The sequence below is a fragment of the Vibrio sp. D420a genome (assembly GCF_030248625.1).
Classification (GTDB): Bacteria; Pseudomonadota; Gammaproteobacteria; order Enterobacterales; family Vibrionaceae; genus Vibrio; species Vibrio fortis_A.
This window is the reverse complement of sequence record NZ_JAHGAN010000011.1, coordinates 34,739-55,577: the sequence shown is the minus strand read 5'-3', so window position 1 is coordinate 55,577 and position 20,839 is coordinate 34,739. Positions and strand designations below refer to the sequence as shown.

The following is a 20,839-nucleotide window of genomic DNA, read 5'->3' as shown; positions in this document are numbered from 1 at the left end:
ATTAAGCATTTTTCATGATACGAGGAATAGTATCATCGCTACGCAGCGTTAGAACTTCACAACCAGTGTCTGTTACAACAAGTGTGTGCTCCCATTGTGCAGAGTTCTTGCTATCTGCTGTGTACACTGTCCAGCTATCTTCGTCATCAAGACGGCAGCCAAACTTACCTGCGTTGATCATCGGCTCGATAGTGAAACACATACCCGCTTTCAGTACTGTGCGGTCATTGTTTTTGTAGTGTACGACTTGTGGATCTTCATGGAACTCAGAACCGATGCCGTGGCCACAGTAATCTTTTACGATAGAGAACTTAGCACGAGGGTTGTTCTTGTTGTTGGTCTTGATGTACTTCTCAATCGCAGTACCGATTTGACCCAGTTGAACACCTGGCTTAACTTGACGCATGCCTTCGTATAGGGCTTCTTGTGCAACCATACATAGACGTTTGTTTGCTGGTGATACGTCACCAACTAGGAACATTTTAGAAGTGTCACCGTGGTAGCCTTGAGGACGTACGCTTAAGTCTGCGTCTTTGTCATCAGGGATGATAACCGTGATGTCTACGTTTAGGATGTCACCATCTTTAAGTACAGCTGGCTTGTGCTGACCAGTGCTGCCCACTTCGTCTTGCTCTGCTGGAATACCGTGACAAACGATGTGGTTGATAGAAGTACAAATTGACTTAGGGAAACCATGGTAATCAAGGGGAGCTGAATATGCGCCTTTCTCTAGAGCGTACTCGTGGCAAAGCTTGTTCAGCTCTTCCGTTGTCGTACCCACTTGAATATGAGGTTCGATCATCTCTAGGATTTCTGCAGCCAGTTTACCGGCGACGCGCATTTTTTCGATTTCTTCAGCAGTTTTAATTTTTACAGCCATTGCATATCTCTTAATTAGGTCGCACCTAAGTGTGCGTATGGGGCTATTCTAGCAGTGCAGCAGTTTAGCGCAACACTGCCATACCCATACTAAAGAGATGGTTACTCTTGGTGCTGGTGGAAAGACGACAAATGATTCCATCACAGCAACGTAAAAAAGCACTTTATCAGTAGCTGTTGTTGAGCCTTAAAACAGAATTTTTTCTAGCCAAAGATAGACAAAATATGGTATAAAGCGCGCCGGACATCAGGACTGTTTTCTCCCTCTTGGCGAAACAGCCTTTGTGTTCACTTACTATATCTTTAAATCACACACATTCCGACACATGTTCCGGGGTGCTTCAACAACATAAATAACCGCTGCTTTAAGCCGTTAGTTGTTAGGGGTCGGATTCATGGGGGATGTGGAGGCCTAACCCCATAGAGGATTTTAAAATGGCAACTGTATCAATGCGCGATATGCTAAAAGCTGGTGTTCACTTCGGTCACCAAACTCGTTACTGGAACCCAAAAATGAAGCCATTCATCTTTGGTGCTCGTAACAAGGTTCATATCATCAACCTAGAAAAAACTGTACCAATGTTCAACGACGCTCTAGCTGAACTAGCTAAAGTTGGCGAGAAAAAAGGTAAAGTTCTTTTTGTTGGTACTAAGCGCGCTGCATCTGAAGCTGTTAAAGAAGCTGCTGTAAACAGCAACCAGTTCTACGTTAACAACCGCTGGTTAGGCGGTATGCTAACGAACTACAAAACTGTTCGTCAGTCTATCAAGCGTCTAAAAGACCTAGAAGCTCAAGCTCAAGACGGTACTTTCGACAAGCTAACTAAGAAAGAAGCTCTAATGCGCACTCGTGAAATGGAGAAGCTAGAGAAGTCTCTTGGTGGTATCAAGAACATGGGCGGCCTACCAGACGCTCTATTCGTAATCGATGCTGATCACGAACACATCGCAGTTAAAGAAGCAAACAACCTAGGTATCCCAGTTTACGCTGTAGTTGATACTAACTCTAACCCAGACGGCGTTGACTTCGTTATCCCAGGTAACGACGATGCAATCCGTGCAGTACAGCTTTACCTAAACGCTGCTGCAGACGCGGTTAAAGAAGGTCGTAACAAAGACGTTGCTGCTGTAGCTGCTGAAAAAGATGGTTTTGTAGAAGCTGAATAATAGCGGCTCTGAATCACGCTTGGCTTACTAATCTAGATTTTGAAATCTTTATTAAATGTAAGCTAAGTTATAGTTAGATCGGGGGCCTCATTTTGGCCCCTGATTTTTACCTTATTTTCGAATCAACCGAGGAATAGAGAATGGCAACTGTAACTGCTGCTCTAGTTAAAGAACTTCGCGAGCGCACTGGCGCTGGCATGATGGAATGTAAGAAAGCGCTTGTAGAAGCAAACGCTGACATCGAACTAGCAATTGAAAACATGCGTAAATCTGGCGCAGCGAAAGCAGCTAAGAAAGCTGGTAACGTTGCTGCTGAAGGCGCAATCATCATCAAAGAAGAGAACGGCGTAGCTGCTCTTCTTGAAGTTAACTGTCAAACTGACTTCGTAGCAAAAGATGCTAGCTTCACTGCATTCGCAGAAGAAGTAGCAACTGACGCAGTAGCTACTCAAGCTTCTGTAGAAGAGCTACAAGCTAAGTTCGAAGAAACTCGCGTTGCTCTAGTTGCAAAAATCGGCGAAAACATCAACATCCGTCGCGTAGCATACGTACAAGGTGCTGCACTAGCTTCTTACCGTCACGGTGAGAAAATCGGTGTTGTTGTAGCTGGTGAAGGCGAAGCTGAAACTCTTAAGCACGTTGCAATGCACGTTGCTGCATCTCGTCCTGAGTTCGTTAACCCAGAAGACGTACCTGCAGACGTAGTAGCTAAAGAGAAAGCTGTTCAAGTTGAAATCGCTATGAACGAAGGCAAGCCTCAAGAGATCGCTGAGAAAATGGTTATCGGCCGTATGAAGAAATTCACGGGCGAAATCTCTCTAACAGGTCAAGCTTTCATCATGGAACCTAAGAAAACTGTTGGCGAAATCCTTAAAGAGAAAGGCGCTGCAGTATCTAACTTCGTACGTCTAGAAGTTGGTGAAGGTATCGAGAAAGCTGCTGAAATGAGCTTCGCTGACGAAGTTGCAGCGGTACAAAAAGGTTAATCCTTAGCGTATTGTTCGAAAAAAGACCGTGGCCCATGCTACGGTCTTTTTATGAATAGCGCATGGAAAATTAACCGTGATGAATGGATAAGAATCTCGACACATTTTTGTCTATTCATGACTGTTAATCATCAACTCTTTGGAAGGTAAACTCCATGACTACGAACCCTAAACCAGCGTATCAACGTATTCTGTTAAAACTTAGCGGTGAAGCGCTACAAGGCGAAGAAGGTTTTGGTATTGATCCAACGATCCTTGATCGTATGGCTCAAGAAGTAAAAGAATTGGTTGAACTAGGCGTTCAAGTAGGTGTTGTAATTGGTGGCGGTAACCTTTTCCGTGGCGCAGGTCTTGCTGAAGCAGGTATGAACCGCGTTGTGGGTGACCACATGGGTATGTTAGCAACAGTAATGAACGGCCTTGCTATGCGTGACGCTCTACACCGTGCTTACGTAAACGCACGTGTAATGTCTGCAATCCCTCTTAAAGGTGTATGTGACGACTACAACTGGGCTGATGCGATTTCTCAACTTCGTCAGGGTCGTGTTGTGATCTTCTCTGCGGGTACAGGTAACCCATTCTTCACTACAGATTCTGCTGCATGTCTACGTGGTATCGAGATTGAAGCTGATGTTGTGCTAAAAGCAACTAAAGTAGATGGTGTATTTACGGCAGACCCAGTAGCAAACCCAGACGCAGAGCTGTATGATACTTTGTCTTACAACACAGTTCTTGAGAAAGAGCTAAAAGTAATGGACTTGGCTGCATTTACGCTAGCACGTGATCACAAGATGCCAATCCGCGTATTTAACATGAACAAGCCAGGCGCACTACGCCGCGTGGTGATGGGTGAGACTGAAGGTACATTAATCAGCGAAACTGAATAATGACCCTCTCGCCAAGGTACTGCCTTGGCGAGTTTATTTTCATCACTCCTAAAAAGCTTTCTTGAAGAAAGAACATAATCAAGGTGAAATTGTGATTAACGAAATCAAAAAAGACGCTCAAGAGCGCATGGAAAAAAGTGTTGAAGCACTAAGAAATAGCCTTCAAAAAATCCGTACAGGTCGTGCGCATCCAAGCCTACTGTCTGGTATTTCTGTAGAGTACTACGGTGCACCAACACCTCTGACTCAAGTTGCTAACGTTATCGCTGAAGATGCTCGTACTCTAGCAATCACAGTGTTTGATAAAACACTAACGCCACTAGTTGAAAAAGCGATCATGACTTCTGACCTAGGTCTAAACCCTATGTCTGCGGGTACGGTTATCCGTGTTCCACTTCCACCGCTAACGGAAGAGCGTCGTAAAGACCTAGTTAAAATCGTTCGTGGCGAAGCTGAAGGTGGCCGTGTTGCTATCCGTAACATCCGTCGTGACGCAAACAGCGACCTAAAAGCACTTCTTAAAGATAAAGAAATCTCTGAAGACGAAGATCGCAAAGCACAAGACGAAATTCAAAAGCTAACTGACGCTGCGGTTAAGAACGTAGATGAAGTACTAGCAACTAAAGAAAAAGAGTTGATGGAAGTTTAATTTTCCACATTCTTCTCTGTTGGAAAAACGCTGTTCTCACCGTTCAGCGTTTTTTTATGCTACTCTGTCCGACTATTAGAATTTGATTCACTCTTTTATGCATAATTCTCAAGCGTTCACAGACTCTCTCCCAAAGCACATTGCTATCATCATGGATGGTAATGGCCGCTGGGCTAAGGCTCAGGGTAAACCTCGCGTATTTGGCCATAAAAATGGCGTTCAAGCGGTTCGTAAAACCATCTCATCTTCTGCAAGACTCGGCATTAAAGCCGTAACCTTGTTTGCGTTCAGCAGTGAAAACTGGCGTCGCCCAGAGGAAGAAGTGGGTGTCCTTATGGAGCTTTTTATTACCGTTCTCGCTAGCGAGGTTAAAAAGCTGCATAAGAACAATCTACAGTTACGTGTTATTGGTGACAAAAGTCGTTTCAATGAGCGACTACAAAAGAAAATTGAAGAAGCGGAAGCTTTAACCAGTAATAACACCGGTATGGTTGTTAACATTGCTGCCAACTATGGCGGCAAGTGGGATATTCAACAGGCAGTTAAGTCAATTGCAACCCAAGTGAAAGAGGGCGAACTCAATATTGATGAGATCGATGAGCCATTGATCACTTCGCACCTTACTATGTCTGATATTCCAGAAGTCGATCTGCTTATTCGCACTAGCGGTGAATGTCGAATCAGCAACTTCATGTTGTGGCAACTTGCTTATGCAGAAATGTATTTCACAGAACAGTACTGGCCTGACTTTAACGAAGATAGCTTGGTTGAAGCGGTAACATGGTTTGTAAATCGAGAGCGTCGATTTGGTTGTACTGGTGAACAAATCAAAGCAATGATGGACAGCTAATAAGGATTTTTTAGTTTGAAACAACGAATTATAACTGCGCTGATCTTAGCTCCTCTGGTTATTCTTGGCATTTTCGAGTTATCACTGGCAACCTTCATTTTATCACTATTCGTGATTACCCTTTTAGGTTACTGGGAATGGACTCAGTTCGTAGAGAGCAAGTCACGTTACTTGGCTCTTGTGCCAACGGTGGCGATCAGTGTTGCAAGCTTCGCGTTAATTCCATTTGATGCGTTTAGCTTAAACCACCTCTCAAGCGCGCACTTTGTGGTGTTAGCGATCGGTTCTGTATGGTGGGTTATCGCAAGTGGTTTGGCCGTTACTTATCCTAAGTCTACGTCAGCGTGGCAGGGTTCTAGTTTACTGAGACATTGTTTCGGTATTTTGACACTACTCCCGTTCTTTTGGAGCGTAGTGATTCTAAGAGCAAATGGTATCGATCAAGATCCATACCATGGTGCTAAGCTGGTTATGTTTGTTTGCTTGCTTGTATGGGCAGCGGATAGCGGTGCTTACTTTGCTGGAAAGAGCTTTGGTAAACGAAAAATGGCGCCAGCAGTGAGCCCAAATAAAACCATTGAAGGTTTGATTGGCGGTATCATTACTGCGTTGATTGTTGCATGGATTTTCGCGAGTCTATTTGATATTCAGTTTACTAGCCCGATCCAAATGATTGCGATCACTTTAATTACCGTAGTGATCTCTGTATTGGGTGACCTCGTTGAAAGTATGTTTAAGCGAGTTTCTGGTATTAAGGACAGCAGCAATTTAATTCCTGGTCACGGTGGAATACTGGACCGAATTGACAGCTTAACCGCTGCCTTCCCAGTCTTTGCTCTGCTTTACTTAGCATTCTAAATTTTAAGGGCAGAGCAATCTGCCCTTTGTTTTATTCCTACGGTCTTACTGAGATGCGAAATCTAACTATCCTTGGCGCAACAGGCTCAATTGGTGCGAGCACCCTAAGAGTCGTTGAACAGAATCCTACTCAATACAATATTGTGGCACTAGCTGCGGGTTCTAATGTAGAAAAAATGCGAGCGCTAGTGGCTAAGTGGCAGCCGGAATACGTTGCTATGGCGTGTCCTCAAGCGGCTGAAGAACTAGAGCGTCAGCTGCAACAAGACGCTGTTTCAACAATAGTGTTAAGTGGCAATGATGGCATGTGTCAGGTTGCGGCTTTAGACCATGTCGATACAGTGATGGCAGCTATCGTTGGTGCCGCTGGTTTGTTACCGACGATGTCTGCGGTAAAGGCTGGTAAGCGTATTTTGCTTGCAAACAAAGAAGCTTTGGTTATGTCGGGTCAGTTGTTTATCGATGCCGTTGAAAAGTACGGTGCTGAATTGCTCCCTGTCGACAGTGAACATAATGCGATTTTCCAATGCTTGCCTGAGCGAGTTCAAACGCAACTTGGGCGCTGCGACCTTGCCGAAAACGGCATCAACCATATCCTTTTAACGGGGTCTGGCGGTCCATTCCGCTACACAGAAGTATCTGAGCTGGAGTCGGTGACTCCGCAAAAAGCGATAGCGCACCCTAACTGGTCTATGGGGCCTAAGATCTCAGTCGACTCTGCGACTATGATGAATAAAGGCCTTGAGTACATTGAAGCGAAATGGCTTTTTAATGCATCTCAAGAGCAGCTGAAAGTGATTATTCATCCGCAGTCAGTGATTCACTCTATGGTGCAATACAAAGACGGTTCAGTATTGGCACAAATGGGCGAGCCTGATATGGCAACGCCAATCGCATTGACGATGTCTTACCCAGACCGTATCGATGCTGGTGTGAAGCCTCTCGATTTTACCAAAGTAGGTGAGTTGACTTTCTTAGAGCCAGATTTCGCACGTTACCCATGCTTAAAATTGGCCATCGAAGCTTGCTACCTTGGACAGCATGCTACAACAGCAATTAATGCTGCTAATGAAGTGGCGGTTGATGCATTCTTAAATGAAAAAGTGAAATTTACCGACATTGCTGTGATTAACGAACACGTTATGAACAAAGTCTGTGAACAGCACACGTCTGAAAGTCTAGATAGCTTGGAAAGCTTGCTAGAGCTAGATACTATGTCACGAAACCTTGCCGTTCAGTTTATTGAAGAGCAGTTGTTATGAGTGGAATTTTATGGAACTTCGTATCCTTCATTGTTGCGTTAGGGATACTGGTCGCAGTTCATGAGTTTGGCCATTTTTGGGTCGCTCGTCGCTGTGGCGTAAAAGTTGAAAAGTTTTCGATTGGTTTTGGTAAATCAATCTGGAGCAAAGTCGGAAAAGATGGCACAGAGTACAGCCTGTCGATTATTCCTCTTGGTGGCTACGTTAAAATGCTCGACGGTCGAGTCGATGACGTCACCGAAGAGCAGCAACAATACGCTTTTGATAAGAAGCCTTTGTGGAAACGAACGGCGATTGTGGGTGCTGGCCCAGCGTTTAACTTTTTGTTCGCCATTTTTGCCTATTGGTTAGTCTTTTTGATAGGTGTGCCTGCAGTTAAGCCCGTAATTGGTGAGGTGGCTCCGCAATCTATCGCTGCTCAAGCAGGAATTGAATCTGGAATGGAACTTAAATCTATTTCAGGAATCAAAACCGCTGATTGGGAATCTGTGAACATTGGTCTGATCTCACATATTGGTGATGACAGCATGACAGTGACCGTAGCTTCTCAAGACAATATTGGTCTAGAACAGAAGTTGACTCTCGATCTGACTCAATGGTCTTTTGACCCTGAAACAGAATCGGCAATGTCTACTTTAGGCTTCAAACCATTTTCTCCTGAAATCTCAACAACGCTTGCTCAGGTAATGGAAGATGGTGCTGCGTATTCAGCAGGCTTTGAAGTAGGTGACCAGATTGTCAGCATTGATGGCGTAGAGGTGAATGATTGGCCGATGGTGGTCGAAGCCATTCGCTCTAATCCTGAACAAGCATTGAATATCGCTGTCGACCGCAATGGCTATCAAACTGAGCTGACGTTAACACCGAAATCTCGTGAACTGTCTGATGGTAGTTCAATCGGTTATGCTGGTATTGCTCCAGAAGTCGCAGAATGGCCGGAAGACTATCGCTTTGAGCTGCAATTTGGTGTATTTGAAGCAGTAGGTAAGGCGATTGATAAAACGGGTCAAATCATTGACCTAACACTGACGATGCTTAAGAAGCTTATCGTGGGTGATGTAGGGTTAAATAACCTAAGTGGGCCAATCTCAATTGCTAAAGGTGCGGGCACCACAGCAGATTATGGCTTGGTTTATTTCTTAGGTTTCTTAGCTCTGATTAGTGTTAACTTAGGCATTATTAATTTAGTACCGCTGCCTATGTTAGATGGCGGTCATTTGCTCTTTTTCGCTATTGAGGCAATTACTCGTAAACCTGTACCAGAAAAGGTACAAGAGATGGGATACCGAGTGGGCAGTGCGATTATCTTCTCACTGATGGCCCTAGCAATATTTAACGACTTTACTCGTCTGTGAATGGTTCCTCACAGGCTTTGGTAGTAGCAAGGAATAATTAGAATAAGTATGGCGATTAAGCAAATTCTGTTCGCAAGTCTATTGGCCACAAGCGTGGCTGCGAATGGAGCAGAAAACTTCGTAGTTCAAGATATTAAGATTGAAGGTCTACAACGCGTAGCATTAGGTGCTGCTCTCTTGAAAATGCCAGTGCGTATTGGCGACCAAGTAGACGAAAGCGATGTATCTGAGATCATTCGTGCGCTTTATGCATCAGGCAACTTTGAGGACGTAAAAGTATTACGTGATGAAGGTGTGTTGATTGTTCAAGTTAAAGAGCGTCCAACAATCGCTAGTATCTCTTTTTCTGGCAACAAAGCGATTAAGGAAGAGCAACTTCAGCAGAACCTAGACGCATCAGGTGTGCGTGAAGGTGAAGCGTTAGATCGTACGACTCTGAGCAACATAGAAAAAGGGTTAGAAGATTTTTACTACAGCGTGGGTAAATACAACGCGACTGTAAAAGCGGTGGTAACACCTCTTCCTCGTAACCGTTCAGACCTAAAGTTTGTGTTCACTGAAGGTGTATCTGCGAAGATCCAACAGATCAACTTCATTGGTAATGAAGTATACAGTGATGAAGAGTTGCTGAGTCGCTTCAATCTAAATGTAGATGTTGCTTGGTGGAACTTCTTAGCTGACGAAAAGTATCAGAAGCAAGTGCTTGCCGGTGACATAGAAGCGTTGAAATCATACTACCTGGACCGTGGTTACTTAAAATTCCAAGTTGATTCTACGCAAGTCTCTATTTCACCTGACAAGAAGGGCGTGTACATTACGCTAGGCTTAGATGAAGGTAAGCCTTATAAGGTGAAAGACGTTAAGTTCCGTGGTGAGCTTATTGGTCGAGAAGCGGACTTCGAAGCGCTGGTACCGTTTGAAGAGGGTGATACCTATAACGGCTCCGCAGTGACCTCTCTAGAAGAGAACGTTAAGCGTATCCTAGGTGAGTCAGGTTATGCCTACCCACAAGTACGTACTATTCCTGAATTCGACGATGAGACCCAAGAGGTTTCTTTGGTTATTAACGTAGAAGCGGGTAGCCGTATCTACGTGCGTGATATCCGTTTCACGGGTAACAACTCAACTAAAGATGAAGTACTACGTCGTGAAATGCGTCAAATGGAAGGCAGCTGGCTTAACTCGAAGTCTATTGATACGGGTAAAAGCCGCTTGAATCGTTTGGGCTTCTTCGAAACCGTTGATGTTCAGACGGTACGTGTTCCGGGTACCGAAGACCAAGTTGATTTGGTTTACAACGTGAAAGAAGCAAACTCGGGTAGCATCAACTTTGGTGTCGGCTACGGTACTGAATCAGGCATCAGTTTCCAAGTTGGTCTTCAGCAAGATAACTTTGCGGGCTCTGGTAATCGTGTTGGTGTCAGTGCCATGATGAACGATTATCAAAAGAATGTGAGCTTGGACTATCGCGACCCATACTGGAACCTTGATGGTGTGAGTTTGGGTGGTAAGATCTTCTACAACGAGTTTGAAGCATCGGAAGCGGGTATTGTTGACTATACCAACCAAAGTTATGGTACCAGCCTGACTTGGGGTTTCCCTATGGATGAACTGAACCGTCTTGAGTTTGGTGTCGGTTACACCCACAACAAGATCGGTAATGTTCCTACCTATATTCAAGTTGAACAGTTTGCTCGAAGTATCAACCAATACGGTGATGAAAACATCCTTACCGATGATTTCGATATCAACATCTCTTGGACGCGTAACAACCTGAACCGTGGCTTCTTCCCTACCGAGGGTAACCACCAACGTGCTTTCGCTAAAATGACAGTACCAGGCTCTGACGTTAAGTACTTCAAGATGCAGTACGATGTAAAACATTACATCCCGCTGACTAAAAAGCATGAGTTTACGCTACTGATGCGTGGTCGTTTAGGCTATGGTAATGGTTATGGCCAGACAGATGGTAATGATAACCTGTTCCCATTCTACGAGAACTACTACGCTGGTGGCTTCACAACGTTGCGTGGCTTCGGCTCTAACTCTGCTGGTCCAAAGGCTGTTTACTCAAACAGCACGGGTAACAACCCGACTTACGATACAGCAACTGATGACTCAATTGGTGGTAACGCAATCGCACTTGCAAGCTTAGAGTTAATTGTACCTACGCCATTTGCTTCAGATGAGGCTCGCAGCCAGATCCGAACCAGTGTGTTCTTTGATATGGCAAGTGTATGGGATACAGAGTTTGTTGACCGTGAAGCGCCGAGTAACGGCTCTCAGTACTACTACGATTACTCTGACCCAACACATTATCGTTCTTCATACGGTGCAGCCCTACAGTGGATGTCGCCAATGGGACCACTGGTTTTCTCTCTAGCTAAACCAATTAAAATTTACGAAGGTGATGATGAAGAGTTCTTCACATTCACCATTGGTAGAACTTTCTAATACTTAAAGGACAATATTTTGAAAAATATGATGAAAGCAGCAGGTCTAGGCCTAATCGTTCTTAGCTCCTCTTTCTTTGCAACAGCTGCAGAAGCGGCACAGAAAATTGGCTACGTGAACACTGCACAAGTATTCCAAGCTCTACCTCAGCGTGAAGTTGTTCTTCAAAAAATGCAGGAAGAGTTCAAAGACAAAGCGGCTGAACTGCAAAGCATTCAAGCAGAAGCTCAAACCAAGATTGAAAAGCTAAAGCGTGATGGCGAGCTGCTTGGTCCAGAAGAAGTTGAAAAACTACGTATTGAAGTTGGTCAACTAGACAGCAAGTACAAGATTAAAGCGCAAGCGCTTGAGAAAGCGAGTCAACGTCGTGAAGCTCAAGAGAAGCAGAAGCTATTTAAAGTGATTCAAGAAGCAGTAGAAAAAGTAGCTGAGAAAGAGGGCTACGACATGATCGTAGACATCTCTACACTTCAATACGCGAAACCTGAATACAATATCTCTGAGAAAGTAATCAAATCACTGAAATAAGCTCTATGAAGAATCTGACTTTAGCCGAATTGGCAGAAATTACCGGAGGTGAGCTACATGGTGAAGGCAGCGTGGTTGTCTCTGCAGTAGCTCCAATGGATAAGGCACAAGAAGGGGATGTGACATTCCTTTCAAATGCAAAGTACAGCAAGCACTTAGCAGAATGCAAAGCCTCTGCTGTGATGGTAAAAGAGAGCGAACGCGAACTGTGCACAACTCACGTAATTGTGGTTGATGACCCATATGTTGCGTTTGCGAAAGTGGCACAAGCTCTTGATACTACTCCTGAACCGGCTTCGGCTATCGCAGATTCTGCAGTGATTGCTGAGTCAGCGGTTTTAGGTGCTAACGTATCTATCGGTGCGAATGCGGTGATTGAATCTGGTGTTGAACTGGGTGATAACGTCGTAATTGGTGCTGGCTGTTTCATCGGCAAAAATGCGAAAATTGGCTCAGGCACTAAGCTGTGGGCTAATGTGAGCATCTACCATGAAGTGGTGTTAGGTGAAGCGTGTTTGGTTCAATCAAGTACAGTGATTGGTTCTGATGGCTTTGGTTATGCGAATGAGAAAGGCGAGTGGATTAAGATTCCTCAAGTCGGCACTGTTCGCATTGGTAACCGTGTTGAAATTGGCGCATGTACGACGATTGACCGCGGTGCGCTAGATGATACTGTTATTGAAGATAACGTAATCCTTGATAACCAGATGCAAATTGCTCATAACGTTCACATCGGATATGGTTCAGCGTTAGCGGGTGGTACTATCATAGCTGGCAGCACAACGATAGGTAAGTACTGTATCATTGGTGGTGGTAGCGTTATCAATGGTCATATTGAGATCGCTGATGGCGTAACGATTACCGGTATGGGTATGGTTATGCGTAGCATCACTGAGAAAGGTATGTACTCTTCAGGTATTCCTTTACAGCCAAATAAAGAGTGGCGTAAAACGGCAACGCGCGTTCATCGTATTGATGACATGAACAAGCGTCTGAAAACTGTTGAAAAACTTATCGAGAAGGGCTCGGAATCATAATTCCAGCATTTCTAATTAAAAGGCTCGCGTCATGCGGGTCTTTTTCGTTTATAATCCCTTTAATTGACTAAAGAATACAAATAGGAATACGACTTTGACTACTGAACAGAAAACGATGAACATTACTGAAATTCAGGAACTACTACCTCATCGCTACCCATTCCTAATGATCGACCGTGTTACTCACTTTGAAGAAGAGAAGACACTGACAGCGATTAAGAATGTCTCTGTGAACGAGCCTCAGTTTACTGGCCACTTCCCACAACTTCCTGTATTCCCAGGTGTGTTGATTCTTGAAGCTATGGCTCAAGCAACAGGTCTGCTTGCATTTAAATCTTTTGGTGCACCATCAGAGAATGAGTTGTACTACTTTGCGAGTGTTGATAAAGCTAAGTTCCGCAAGCCAGTAGTCCCTGGTGACCAGCTTGTTATTGAAGTGGAATTCCTTAAAGAACGCCGTGGCATCGCATCATTCAATGGTGTAGCAAAAGTGGACGGTGAAGTAGTATGTTCAGCTGAACTAAAATGTGCTCGTAGAGAGTTTTAATATGATCCATGAAACAGCAAACATTCACCCAGCAGCGGTAATAGAAGGTGAGGTGACCATTGGTGCAAACGTATCTGTGGGGCCATTCACTTACATTTCTGGCAACGTAACTATTGGTGAAGGCACTGAAGTTATGTCGCATGTTGTGATTAAAGGTCACACGACAATCGGTAAAGACAACCGAATCTTCCCGCATGCTGTGATTGGTGAAGAGAACCAAGATAAAAAGTACGGTGGTGAAGATACAACGGTAGTTATCGGTGATCGCAACGTGATTCGTGAAGCGGTTCAAATCCACCGTGGTACGGTTCAAGATAAAGCGACCACAGTGATTGGTGATGACAACCTGCTTTGTGTCAACGCTCACGTAGCGCATGACGTTATTGTTGGTAACCACACTCACATTGGCAACAATGCTATCTTGGGTGGCCACGTAACGGTTGGTGATTACGCCGGTGTTATGGCGTTATCTGCTATCCACCCATTCTGCTCTATCGGTGCTTATGCTTACATTGGCGGCTGTTCTGCAGTTGTACAAGATGTACTTCCATATGTTCTTGCTCAAGGTAACCATGCGGCGCCATTTGGCTTGAACCTTGTTGGTCTGAAGCGTAATGGTTTCGAGAAGCCTGAGATTCGTGCGCTACAAAAAGCGTATAAAGAAATCTATCGTTCAGGTAAAACGCTAGATGAAGCAAAAGAGACATTGGTAGAGATGGCGAATGAATTCCCATCGATCAACCCAATGCTTGAGATGCTTGAAAGCTCAGAGCGCGGAATTATCCGATAGTAAAATGACAGGGTAAATGGCGTTTATGTGTGTATTCACAGTTTCATTTACCCATTAACAAAAAGATCGCTCTCACATAAGCGATCTTTTTTGTTTTAAGCCGTAAGGAATCAGGAAAGGTTTATGTCAGTAGAAACGATGCAATCAAACCACAATCAAGCGCCTTCTGAACGCCCATTAAGAGTGGGTGTTGTTGTTGGTGAACTCTCTGGTGATACCCTAGGTGAAGGCTTCATGAAAGCGATTCAAGAGCAGTATCCTAATGCGGAGTTTGTTGGTATTGGTGGTCCAAAAATGAAAGCCTTGGGCTGCGAGTCTCTGTTCGAAATGGAAGAGCTTGCTGTAATGGGTTTGGTGGAAGTGCTTGGAAGACTGCCACGATTGCTGAAAGTTAAGGCAGAGTTGGTGAAGTACTTTACAAGTAACCCACCAGACGTTTTTATTGGTATTGATGCGCCAGATTTCAATTTACGCCTTGAGTTAGACCTAAAAAATGCAGGCATTAAAACGGTTCACTATGTAAGTCCATCTGTGTGGGCATGGCGTCCTAAACGCATTTTTAAAATCGATAAAGCGACCGACTTGGTATTGGCATTCCTTCCATTCGAAAAGACGTTTTACGACAAATATAACGTTGCTTGTGAGTTCGTTGGGCATACGTTAGCTGATGCGATTCCTCTAGAACCAAATCAGGCACAAGCACGTGAATTGCTCGGTTTAGAGCAAGACAAGAAATGGTTAGCCGTGCTTCCTGGTAGCCGTGGCGGTGAAATGAAGCTGATTGCTCAACCATTTATCGAAACTTGCCAACGCATTCATGAAAAGTACCCGGATATCGGCTTTGTTGTCGCAGCCGTGAATGAGACCCGCAAACAGCAGTTTACCGAGATCTGGAAAGCAACAGCACCAGAGCTGGATTTTGTTATTGTGCAAGATACTGCGCGCAATGTAATTACCGCTGCCGATTCAGTCCTACTCGCTTCTGGCACCGTTGCGCTTGAATGTATGCTACTGAAACGCCCTATGGTGGTAGGTTATAAGGTAAATAAACTGACTGGCTACATTGTTAAGAAGCTAGCGATTACCGAGTTTGTTTCGTTGCCTAACATTCTTGCTGGCGAAGAGATCGTTAAAGAGCACATCCTTGAAGAGTGCCACCCTGATTTCTTATTCCCGTCGGTAGATGCCATGCTTTCTCGTGATAATACCGCTTTAATCGAGCGCTTTACTGAGATGCACCACTGGATTCGTAAAGATGCTGATAAACAAGCCGCGAACCAAGTGTTGAAGCTTATTGGCTGGTCAACGCAAGATTAAATAACAGATTACTAAATGCCCAAGAGAACACTATGGCAGTAAAAGATAAAAAAGAACTTCCTCCTTTCGAGTACCCTGCAGGCTACCAGTTGTTTGCTGGCGTTGATGAAGTTGGTCGTGGGCCTTTGGTCGGTGATGTGGTAACCGCAGCGGTAATTCTTGACCCAAATAATCCGATTGAAGGGCTTAACGACTCGAAGAAGCTATCAGAAAAGAAACGCCTAGCCCTATTACCTGAGATCAAAGAGAAAGCGCTAGCGTGGTCTGTAGGACGCTGCTCGCCTCAAGAGATCGATGAGTTAAATATCCTGCAAGCGACCATGGTTGCGATGCAGCGCGCAATCGCTGGTTTAAGTGTACAACCTGATATGGCATTGATTGATGGTAACCGAGTGCCTGATTTACCAATGGCAGGTCAAGCCGTTGTCAAAGGCGACCTTCGAGTTGCAGAAATCAGTGCAGCTTCCATCATTGCCAAGGTGGTGAGAGACCAAGAGATGGAAGAGTTGGACAAGCTACATCCAGAATTTGGTTTTGCGAAACATAAAGGCTATCCAACCAAAGCACACTTTGAAGCTATTGAAAAACATGGTGTGACTGAGCATTATCGTAAGAGCTTTAAGCCTGTAAAACGCATTTTAGGGCTTGATTAGCAGTCGCGTTGGCCAACAGAAACTCATAGAATTAACAAAACGTTGTTACCCCCTAGGCTTAGTCTAGAAATCAGGAAGAAGAATGTCAGATCCTAAATTCGTCCACCTTCGTGTTCATAGTGACTTTTCAATGGTCGATGGACTCTCCAAAGTCCCACCCTTGGTGAAAAAAGTGGCTGAAATGGGCATGCCCGCAATGGCGCTCACCGACTTTACCAACTTATGTGGTCTGGTGAAGTTTTATGGCACAGCTCATGGCTGTGGTGTAAAGCCTATCATTGGTGCAGACTTCCTGATGCAGTCTCCAGAGTTTGGTGAAGAACTTACGCGTTTAACCGTTCTAGCGACGGACAACAAGGGTTACAACAACCTAACTCTGTTGATATCGAAGGCCTATCTTCGTGGGCATGTTCAACACCACCCTGTTATTGATAAGGAGTGGCTGATTGAGAATGCGGAAGGCTTAATCATTCTATCTGGTGCGAAAGACGGCGAGATTGGTAAAGCACTATTGAAGGGCAATCAAGCTCTTGTTGATAGCTGTGTTGCCTTTTACAAAGAACACTTTTCCGATCGCTTTTATCTTGAATTGATTCGTACTGGTCGTCCTGATGAAGAATCTTATCTGCACTTCGCTCTGGATCTTGCAGAACGAGTAGAACTGCCAGTGGTTGCGACCAACGAAGTGGTCTTCATCTCAGAAGACTTGTTTGAAGCGCATGAGATTCGAGTCGCGATTCATGATGGTTACACTTTAGAAGACCCTCGACGCCCTAAAAACTACAGTGAGCAGCAATATCTTCGTAGTGAAGAAGAGATGTGCGAGCTCTTTGCTGACATTCCAGAAGCACTAGAAAACAGCGTTGAGATTGCCAAGCGTTGTAACGTTACGGTTCGTTTAGGTGAGTACTTCCTACCAAACTTCCCAACAGAAGGTCTGGCGATTGAAGACTTCTTGATTAAGAAGTCTGAAGAGGGCTTAGAGCGCCGTCTTGCGTTTCTTTTCCCTGATGAACAAGTACGTGCCGAGCGCAGACCAGAGTATGACGATCGTTTGAAAGTCGAACTTGAAGTAATTAATAACATGGGTTTCCCTGGTTACTTCTTGATCGTAATGGAGTTCATCCAGTGGTCTAAAGATAACGATGTACCTGTAGGTCCTGGTCGTGGTTCGGGTGCGGGCTCACTGGTAGCCTACGCGTTGGATATCACAGATCTTGATCCACTTGAATACGATCTCCTCTTCGAACGTTTCTTGAACCCAGAACGTGTCTCAATGCCCGATTTCGATATCGACTTCTGTATGGATAAGCGTGACCAGGTTATTGACCACGTAGCAGAAATGTATGGTCGTGATGCGGTATCTCAGATCATCACGTTCGGTACCATGGCGGCAAAAGCGGTAATTCGCGACGTGGGGCGTGTACTTGGTCACCCGTTTGGCTTCGTTGATCGAATCTCCAAACTCGTCCCGCCTGATCCGGGAATGACTCTCGACAAAGCCTTTAAAGCTGAGCCAGCATTGCCAGAGCTGTATGATGGTGATGAAGAGGTGCGTGAGCTGATCGACAAATGTCGTATCCTTGAAGGTTGTACTCGTAACGCCGGTAAGCACGCGGGTGGTGTTGTAATTTCACCAACCACCATCACGGACTTTGCACCTATCTATGCTGATGCCGAGGGTAACTTCCCGGTAACTCAGTTTGATAAGAACGACGTAGAAACTGCAGGTCTGGTTAAGTTTGACTTCTTGGGTCTGCGTACTCTGACGATCATTGACTGGGCGTTAGGGTTAGTAAACCCAAGACTTGAGCGCGAAGGCAAAGATCCAGTTCGTATCGAATCGATTCCGTTAGATGACCAAGCGTCGTTCAACCTGTTACAAAATTCAGAAACTACTGCGGTATTCCAGCTGGAATCTCGTGGTATGAAAGATCTAATCAAACGTCTTCAACCTGACTGTTTCGAAGATATTATCGCATTGGTAGCGCTGTTTCGTCCGGGGCCACTGCAATCGGGCATGGTAGATAACTTTATCGACCGTAAGCACGGCCGAGAAGCTATTTCATACCCAGATGAAACATGGCAACACGAATCGTTAAAAGAGACGCTTGAGCCAACCTACGGCATTATCTTGTATCAAGAGCAGGTAATGCAGATTGCCCAAATCCTCGCGGGTTATACGCTAGGTGGCGCAGATATGTTGCGTCGTGCGATGGGTAAGAAAAAGCCAGAAGAGATGGCGAAGCAGCGCGGTACCTTTAAAGAAGGTGCAGAAGCCAACGGAGTAGATGGCGAACTGGCCATGAAAATCTTCGACTTGGTAGAGAAGTTTGCAGGCTACGGTTTTAACAAATCTCACTCTGCTGCCTATGCTCTGGTTTCTTATCAAACTCTATGGCTGAAAACGCACTATCCTGCTGAATTTATGGCTGCGGTAATGACAGCGGATATGGATAACACTGAGAAGGTCATCGGCCTTGTGGATGAGTGTTTCCGTATGAAGTTGAAGCTGCTGCCGCCAGATATCAACTCCGGCTTATACCGCTTCAATGTAGATGAAGACGGGGCGATTGTTTACGGCATTGGCGCGATTAAAGGGGTAGGTGAAGGCCCGATTGAAGCGATCATCGAAGCCAGAAACAAGGGCGGGTATTTTAAAGACCTGTTTGATTTCTGTGCTCGTATCGACCTCAAGAAAGTCAATAAGCGTGTTATTGAAAAGCTCATTATGTCGGGTGCACTCGATCGTTTAGGTCCACACCGAGCGGCAATGATGGCTTCGCTTAACGATGCGGTGAAAGCGGCGAGCCAACATCACCACGCTGAATCGTTCGGTCAATCTGATATGTTTGGTGTGTTGACTGATGCGCCAGAAGAGGTCGAACAGAAATATACTCAGGTACCTAAATGGCCAGAGAAGGTATGGTTAGAAGGGGAAAGAGAAACTCTAGGCCTATACCTAACAGGTCACCCGGTTAATGCGTATATTAAAGAGCTTGCCAAATACACTAGTTGCCGCCTAAAAGATGCGACACCGACTCGTCGCGATCAGTCACTGACGATTGCCGGCTTAGTGATTGCGGCTCGAGTGATGACCACTAAACGTGGCACACGAATCGGCTTGATGACGATCGACGATCGATCTGGTCGAATGGAAGTGATGTTGTTCTCAGATGCGCTCGAACGCTACGCAGAATTGCTCGAAAAAGACAAAATTGTGGTCGTTTCCGGACAGGTCAGCTTTGATGACTTCAATGGTGGGCTTAAAATGTCCGCGCGCGAGGTCATGGACTTAGGAAGCGCCCGAGAAAAATATGCTCGCGGATTATCGATTTCTATCGATCAATCACAAATTAATGGTCAATTTTTTGAGCGTTTTAGCCAAATCTTAGAACCATATAGAGCCGGAACGGTCCCAGTCAATGTATACTACCAGCGTGCCGACGCTAGAGCGCGGTTAACATTGGGCACAGAATGGCGCGTAACGCCAAGTGATACATTGATAGATGAATTAAAACAGCTACTTGGAAATAGCCAAGTAGAACTCGAATTTAACTAAAATTCAGCTCTTGCTAATGGGAGCTGAGTCAACAAGGATTCATAGATGAGCCTGAACTTTCTAGAATTTGAAAAGCCTATCGCTGAACTTGAAGCAAAAATTGAAGCGCTACGTGACGTTTCTCGTCACGGTGGTGATGCTGCGGTAGATCTAGACAAAGAAATTGAACAACTAGAGAAAAAAAGCTTAGAGCTTAAACAGAAAATCTTTAGTGACTTAGGTGCATGGCAAGTGGCTCAACTTGCTCGTCACCCACAGCGTCCTTACACGCTAGATTACCTAGAGAACGTATTCACTGAATTTGAAGAGCTAGCGGGTGACCGTGCTTACGCTGACGACAAAGCGATCGTTGGTGGTATGGCTCGTCTAAACGGTCGTCCAGTTATGGTTATTGGTCACCAAAAAGGTCGTGAGACTAAAGAAAAAGTAATCCGTAACTTTGGTATGCCAAAACCAGAAGGTTACCGTAAGGCGCTTCGCCTAATGGAAACGGCTGAGCGTTTCAACATGCCAATCATTACTTTCATCGATACTGCAGGTGCATACCCAGGTGTTGGCGCAGAAGAGCGTGGTCAATCTGAAGCGATCGCGAAGAACCTAAAAGTAATGGCAGGTCTAACGGTTCCTGTTATCTGTAACGTTGTTGGTGAAGGTGGTTCAGGCGGTGCTTTAGCTATCGGTGTTGGCGACTACGTGAACATGCTTCAGTACTCAACATACTCAGTAATCTCTCCAGAAGGTTGTGCATCAATTCTATGGCGTGACTCAGACAAAGCACCACAAGCAGCAGAAGCAATGGGCCTAATTGCTCCTCGTCTAAAAGAGCTTGAGCTTATCGATGAGATCATCCCAGAGCCGTTAGGTGGCGCACATCGTGATCCTATCCAAATGGCTGAGAACATGAAAGAGACGCTAGTTAAGCAGCTTGAAGAGCTAGAGCAATTTGATAACGATACGCTACTAGAGCGTCGTTACCAGCGTCTAATGAGCTACGGTTACTGCTAATTGTGTATTGCCTGTAATAAAGCAGGCTCTAAACGTTTGAATGAAAGGGTTGG

At 45.0% G+C, this 20,839-nt stretch carries 18 protein-coding genes; 17 read left to right on the top strand and 1 reads right to left on the bottom strand.

Annotated elements, in window-relative coordinates:
- Window position 1 precedes the first annotated feature (1 nt).
- Complete coding sequence (gene map / locus KI743_RS09415; RefSeq protein WP_152469160.1) at window positions 2-880, bottom strand: type I methionyl aminopeptidase; 879 nt, start codon at window positions 878-880, stop codon at window positions 2-4.
- 434 nt (window positions 881-1,314) lie between these two features.
- Here map and rpsB point away from each other — a divergent pair, with 434 nt between their 5' ends.
- The 17 genes from rpsB (at window position 1,315) to accA (ending at window position 20,786) form a co-directional block, all read left to right on the top strand.
- A complete protein-coding gene (gene rpsB, locus KI743_RS09410; protein ID WP_032551700.1) occupies window positions 1,315-2,046 on the top strand; it encodes a 30S ribosomal protein S2 in 732 nt (243 codons plus the stop codon).
- A gap of 140 nt (window positions 2,047-2,186) precedes the next feature.
- Window positions 2,187-3,032 (top strand): translation elongation factor Ts, encoded by an 846-nt coding sequence (gene tsf, locus KI743_RS09405; protein WP_285466124.1) that lies wholly within the window; start codon window positions 2,187-2,189, stop codon window positions 3,030-3,032.
- A gap of 155 nt (window positions 3,033-3,187) precedes the next feature.
- On the top strand, window positions 3,188-3,919 hold the full coding sequence (gene pyrH, locus KI743_RS09400; RefSeq protein ID WP_032551701.1) for a UMP kinase: 732 nt from the start codon (window positions 3,188-3,190) through the stop codon (window positions 3,917-3,919).
- Window positions 3,920-4,010: 91 nt separating this feature from the next.
- A complete protein-coding gene (gene frr, locus KI743_RS09395; protein ID WP_032551765.1) occupies window positions 4,011-4,568 on the top strand; it encodes a ribosome recycling factor in 558 nt (185 codons plus the stop codon).
- A gap of 97 nt (window positions 4,569-4,665) precedes the next feature.
- Complete coding sequence (locus KI743_RS09390; protein WP_032551702.1) at window positions 4,666-5,418, top strand: isoprenyl transferase; 753 nt, start codon at window positions 4,666-4,668, stop codon at window positions 5,416-5,418.
- Between the two features lie 15 nt (window positions 5,419-5,433).
- On the top strand, window positions 5,434-6,276 hold the full coding sequence (locus KI743_RS09385; protein ID WP_285466123.1) for a phosphatidate cytidylyltransferase: 843 nt from the start codon (window positions 5,434-5,436) through the stop codon (window positions 6,274-6,276).
- 53 nt (window positions 6,277-6,329) lie between these two features.
- A complete protein-coding gene (ispC, locus tag KI743_RS09380; protein WP_285466121.1) occupies window positions 6,330-7,538 on the top strand; it encodes a 1-deoxy-D-xylulose-5-phosphate reductoisomerase in 1,209 nt (402 codons plus the stop codon).
- Window positions 7,535-8,893, top strand: coding sequence for a sigma E protease regulator RseP (gene rseP, locus KI743_RS09375; RefSeq protein WP_152469156.1), 1,359 nt, complete (start codon window positions 7,535-7,537; stop codon window positions 8,891-8,893). The genes ispC and rseP overlap by 4 nt, the downstream gene beginning before the upstream one ends.
- Before the next feature lie 48 nt (window positions 8,894-8,941).
- Complete coding sequence (gene bamA / locus KI743_RS09370) at window positions 8,942-11,347, top strand: outer membrane protein assembly factor BamA (RefSeq protein WP_150869124.1); 2,406 nt, start codon at window positions 8,942-8,944, stop codon at window positions 11,345-11,347.
- A 27-nt stretch (window positions 11,348-11,374) separates the two neighbouring features.
- The gene (locus tag KI743_RS09365) at window positions 11,375-11,875 is read left to right on the top strand and encodes an OmpH family outer membrane protein (protein ID WP_032551707.1); all 501 of its coding nucleotides are present in this window, start codon (window positions 11,375-11,377) and stop codon (window positions 11,873-11,875) included.
- A 5-nt stretch (window positions 11,876-11,880) separates the two neighbouring features.
- Entirely contained in the window at window positions 11,881-12,912 is a 1,032-nt protein-coding gene (gene lpxD, locus KI743_RS09360) for a UDP-3-O-(3-hydroxymyristoyl)glucosamine N-acyltransferase (protein WP_285466120.1), read from the top strand.
- A gap of 94 nt (window positions 12,913-13,006) precedes the next feature.
- Complete coding sequence (fabZ, locus tag KI743_RS09355) at window positions 13,007-13,459, top strand: 3-hydroxyacyl-ACP dehydratase FabZ (RefSeq protein ID WP_032551709.1); 453 nt, start codon at window positions 13,007-13,009, stop codon at window positions 13,457-13,459.
- Window position 13,460: 1 nt separating this feature from the next.
- On the top strand, window positions 13,461-14,249 hold the full coding sequence (gene lpxA / locus KI743_RS09350) for an acyl-ACP--UDP-N-acetylglucosamine O-acyltransferase (protein WP_032551710.1): 789 nt from the start codon (window positions 13,461-13,463) through the stop codon (window positions 14,247-14,249).
- Between the two features lie 123 nt (window positions 14,250-14,372).
- Window positions 14,373-15,566: a lipid-A-disaccharide synthase gene (lpxB, locus tag KI743_RS09345; RefSeq protein WP_285466118.1), complete on the top strand. Its 1,194-nt coding sequence runs from the start codon at window positions 14,373-14,375 to the stop codon at window positions 15,564-15,566.
- On the top strand, window positions 15,548-16,219 hold the full coding sequence (gene rnhB / locus KI743_RS09340) for a ribonuclease HII (RefSeq protein ID WP_306416821.1): 672 nt from the start codon (window positions 15,548-15,550) through the stop codon (window positions 16,217-16,219). Before lpxB ends, rnhB begins: the two co-directional genes overlap by 19 nt.
- An 82-nt stretch (window positions 16,220-16,301) precedes the next feature.
- Window positions 16,302-19,781, top strand: coding sequence for a DNA polymerase III subunit alpha (dnaE, locus tag KI743_RS09335; RefSeq protein ID WP_285466116.1), 3,480 nt, complete (start codon window positions 16,302-16,304; stop codon window positions 19,779-19,781).
- Between the two features lie 45 nt (window positions 19,782-19,826).
- Window positions 19,827-20,786, top strand: coding sequence for an acetyl-CoA carboxylase carboxyl transferase subunit alpha (gene accA / locus KI743_RS09330; RefSeq protein WP_150869120.1), 960 nt, complete (start codon window positions 19,827-19,829; stop codon window positions 20,784-20,786).
- Window positions 20,787-20,839: the final 53 nt, after the last annotated feature.

Bases quoted from the DNA above. Each gene is read 5' to 3' on its own strand.
- KI743_RS09390 (WP_032551702.1), top strand. From the start codon at position 4,666: ATGCATAATTCTCAAGCGTTCACAGACTCTCTCCCAAAGCACATTGCT.
- lpxB (WP_285466118.1), top strand. From the start codon at position 14,373: ATGTCAGTAGAAACGATGCAATCAAACCACAATCAAGCGCCTTCTGAA.
- lpxD (WP_285466120.1), top strand. From the start codon at position 11,881: ATGAAGAATCTGACTTTAGCCGAATTGGCAGAAATTACCGGAGGTGAG.
- bamA (WP_150869124.1), top strand. From the start codon at position 8,942: ATGGCGATTAAGCAAATTCTGTTCGCAAGTCTATTGGCCACAAGCGTG.
- tsf (WP_285466124.1), top strand. From the start codon at position 2,187: ATGGCAACTGTAACTGCTGCTCTAGTTAAAGAACTTCGCGAGCGCACT.
- rpsB (WP_032551700.1), top strand. From the start codon at position 1,315: ATGGCAACTGTATCAATGCGCGATATGCTAAAAGCTGGTGTTCACTTC.
- accA (WP_150869120.1), top strand. From the start codon at position 19,827: ATGAGCCTGAACTTTCTAGAATTTGAAAAGCCTATCGCTGAACTTGAA.
- KI743_RS09365 (WP_032551707.1), top strand. From the start codon at position 11,375: ATGATGAAAGCAGCAGGTCTAGGCCTAATCGTTCTTAGCTCCTCTTTC.
- dnaE (WP_285466116.1), top strand. From the start codon at position 16,302: ATGTCAGATCCTAAATTCGTCCACCTTCGTGTTCATAGTGACTTTTCA.
- ispC (WP_285466121.1), top strand. From the start codon at position 6,330: ATGCGAAATCTAACTATCCTTGGCGCAACAGGCTCAATTGGTGCGAGC.
- map (WP_152469160.1), bottom strand. From the start codon at position 880: ATGGCTGTAAAAATTAAAACTGCTGAAGAAATCGAAAAAATGCGCGTC.
- lpxA (WP_032551710.1), top strand. From the start codon at position 13,461: ATGATCCATGAAACAGCAAACATTCACCCAGCAGCGGTAATAGAAGGT.
- pyrH (WP_032551701.1), top strand. From the start codon at position 3,188: ATGACTACGAACCCTAAACCAGCGTATCAACGTATTCTGTTAAAACTT.
- rseP (WP_152469156.1), top strand. From the start codon at position 7,535: ATGAGTGGAATTTTATGGAACTTCGTATCCTTCATTGTTGCGTTAGGG.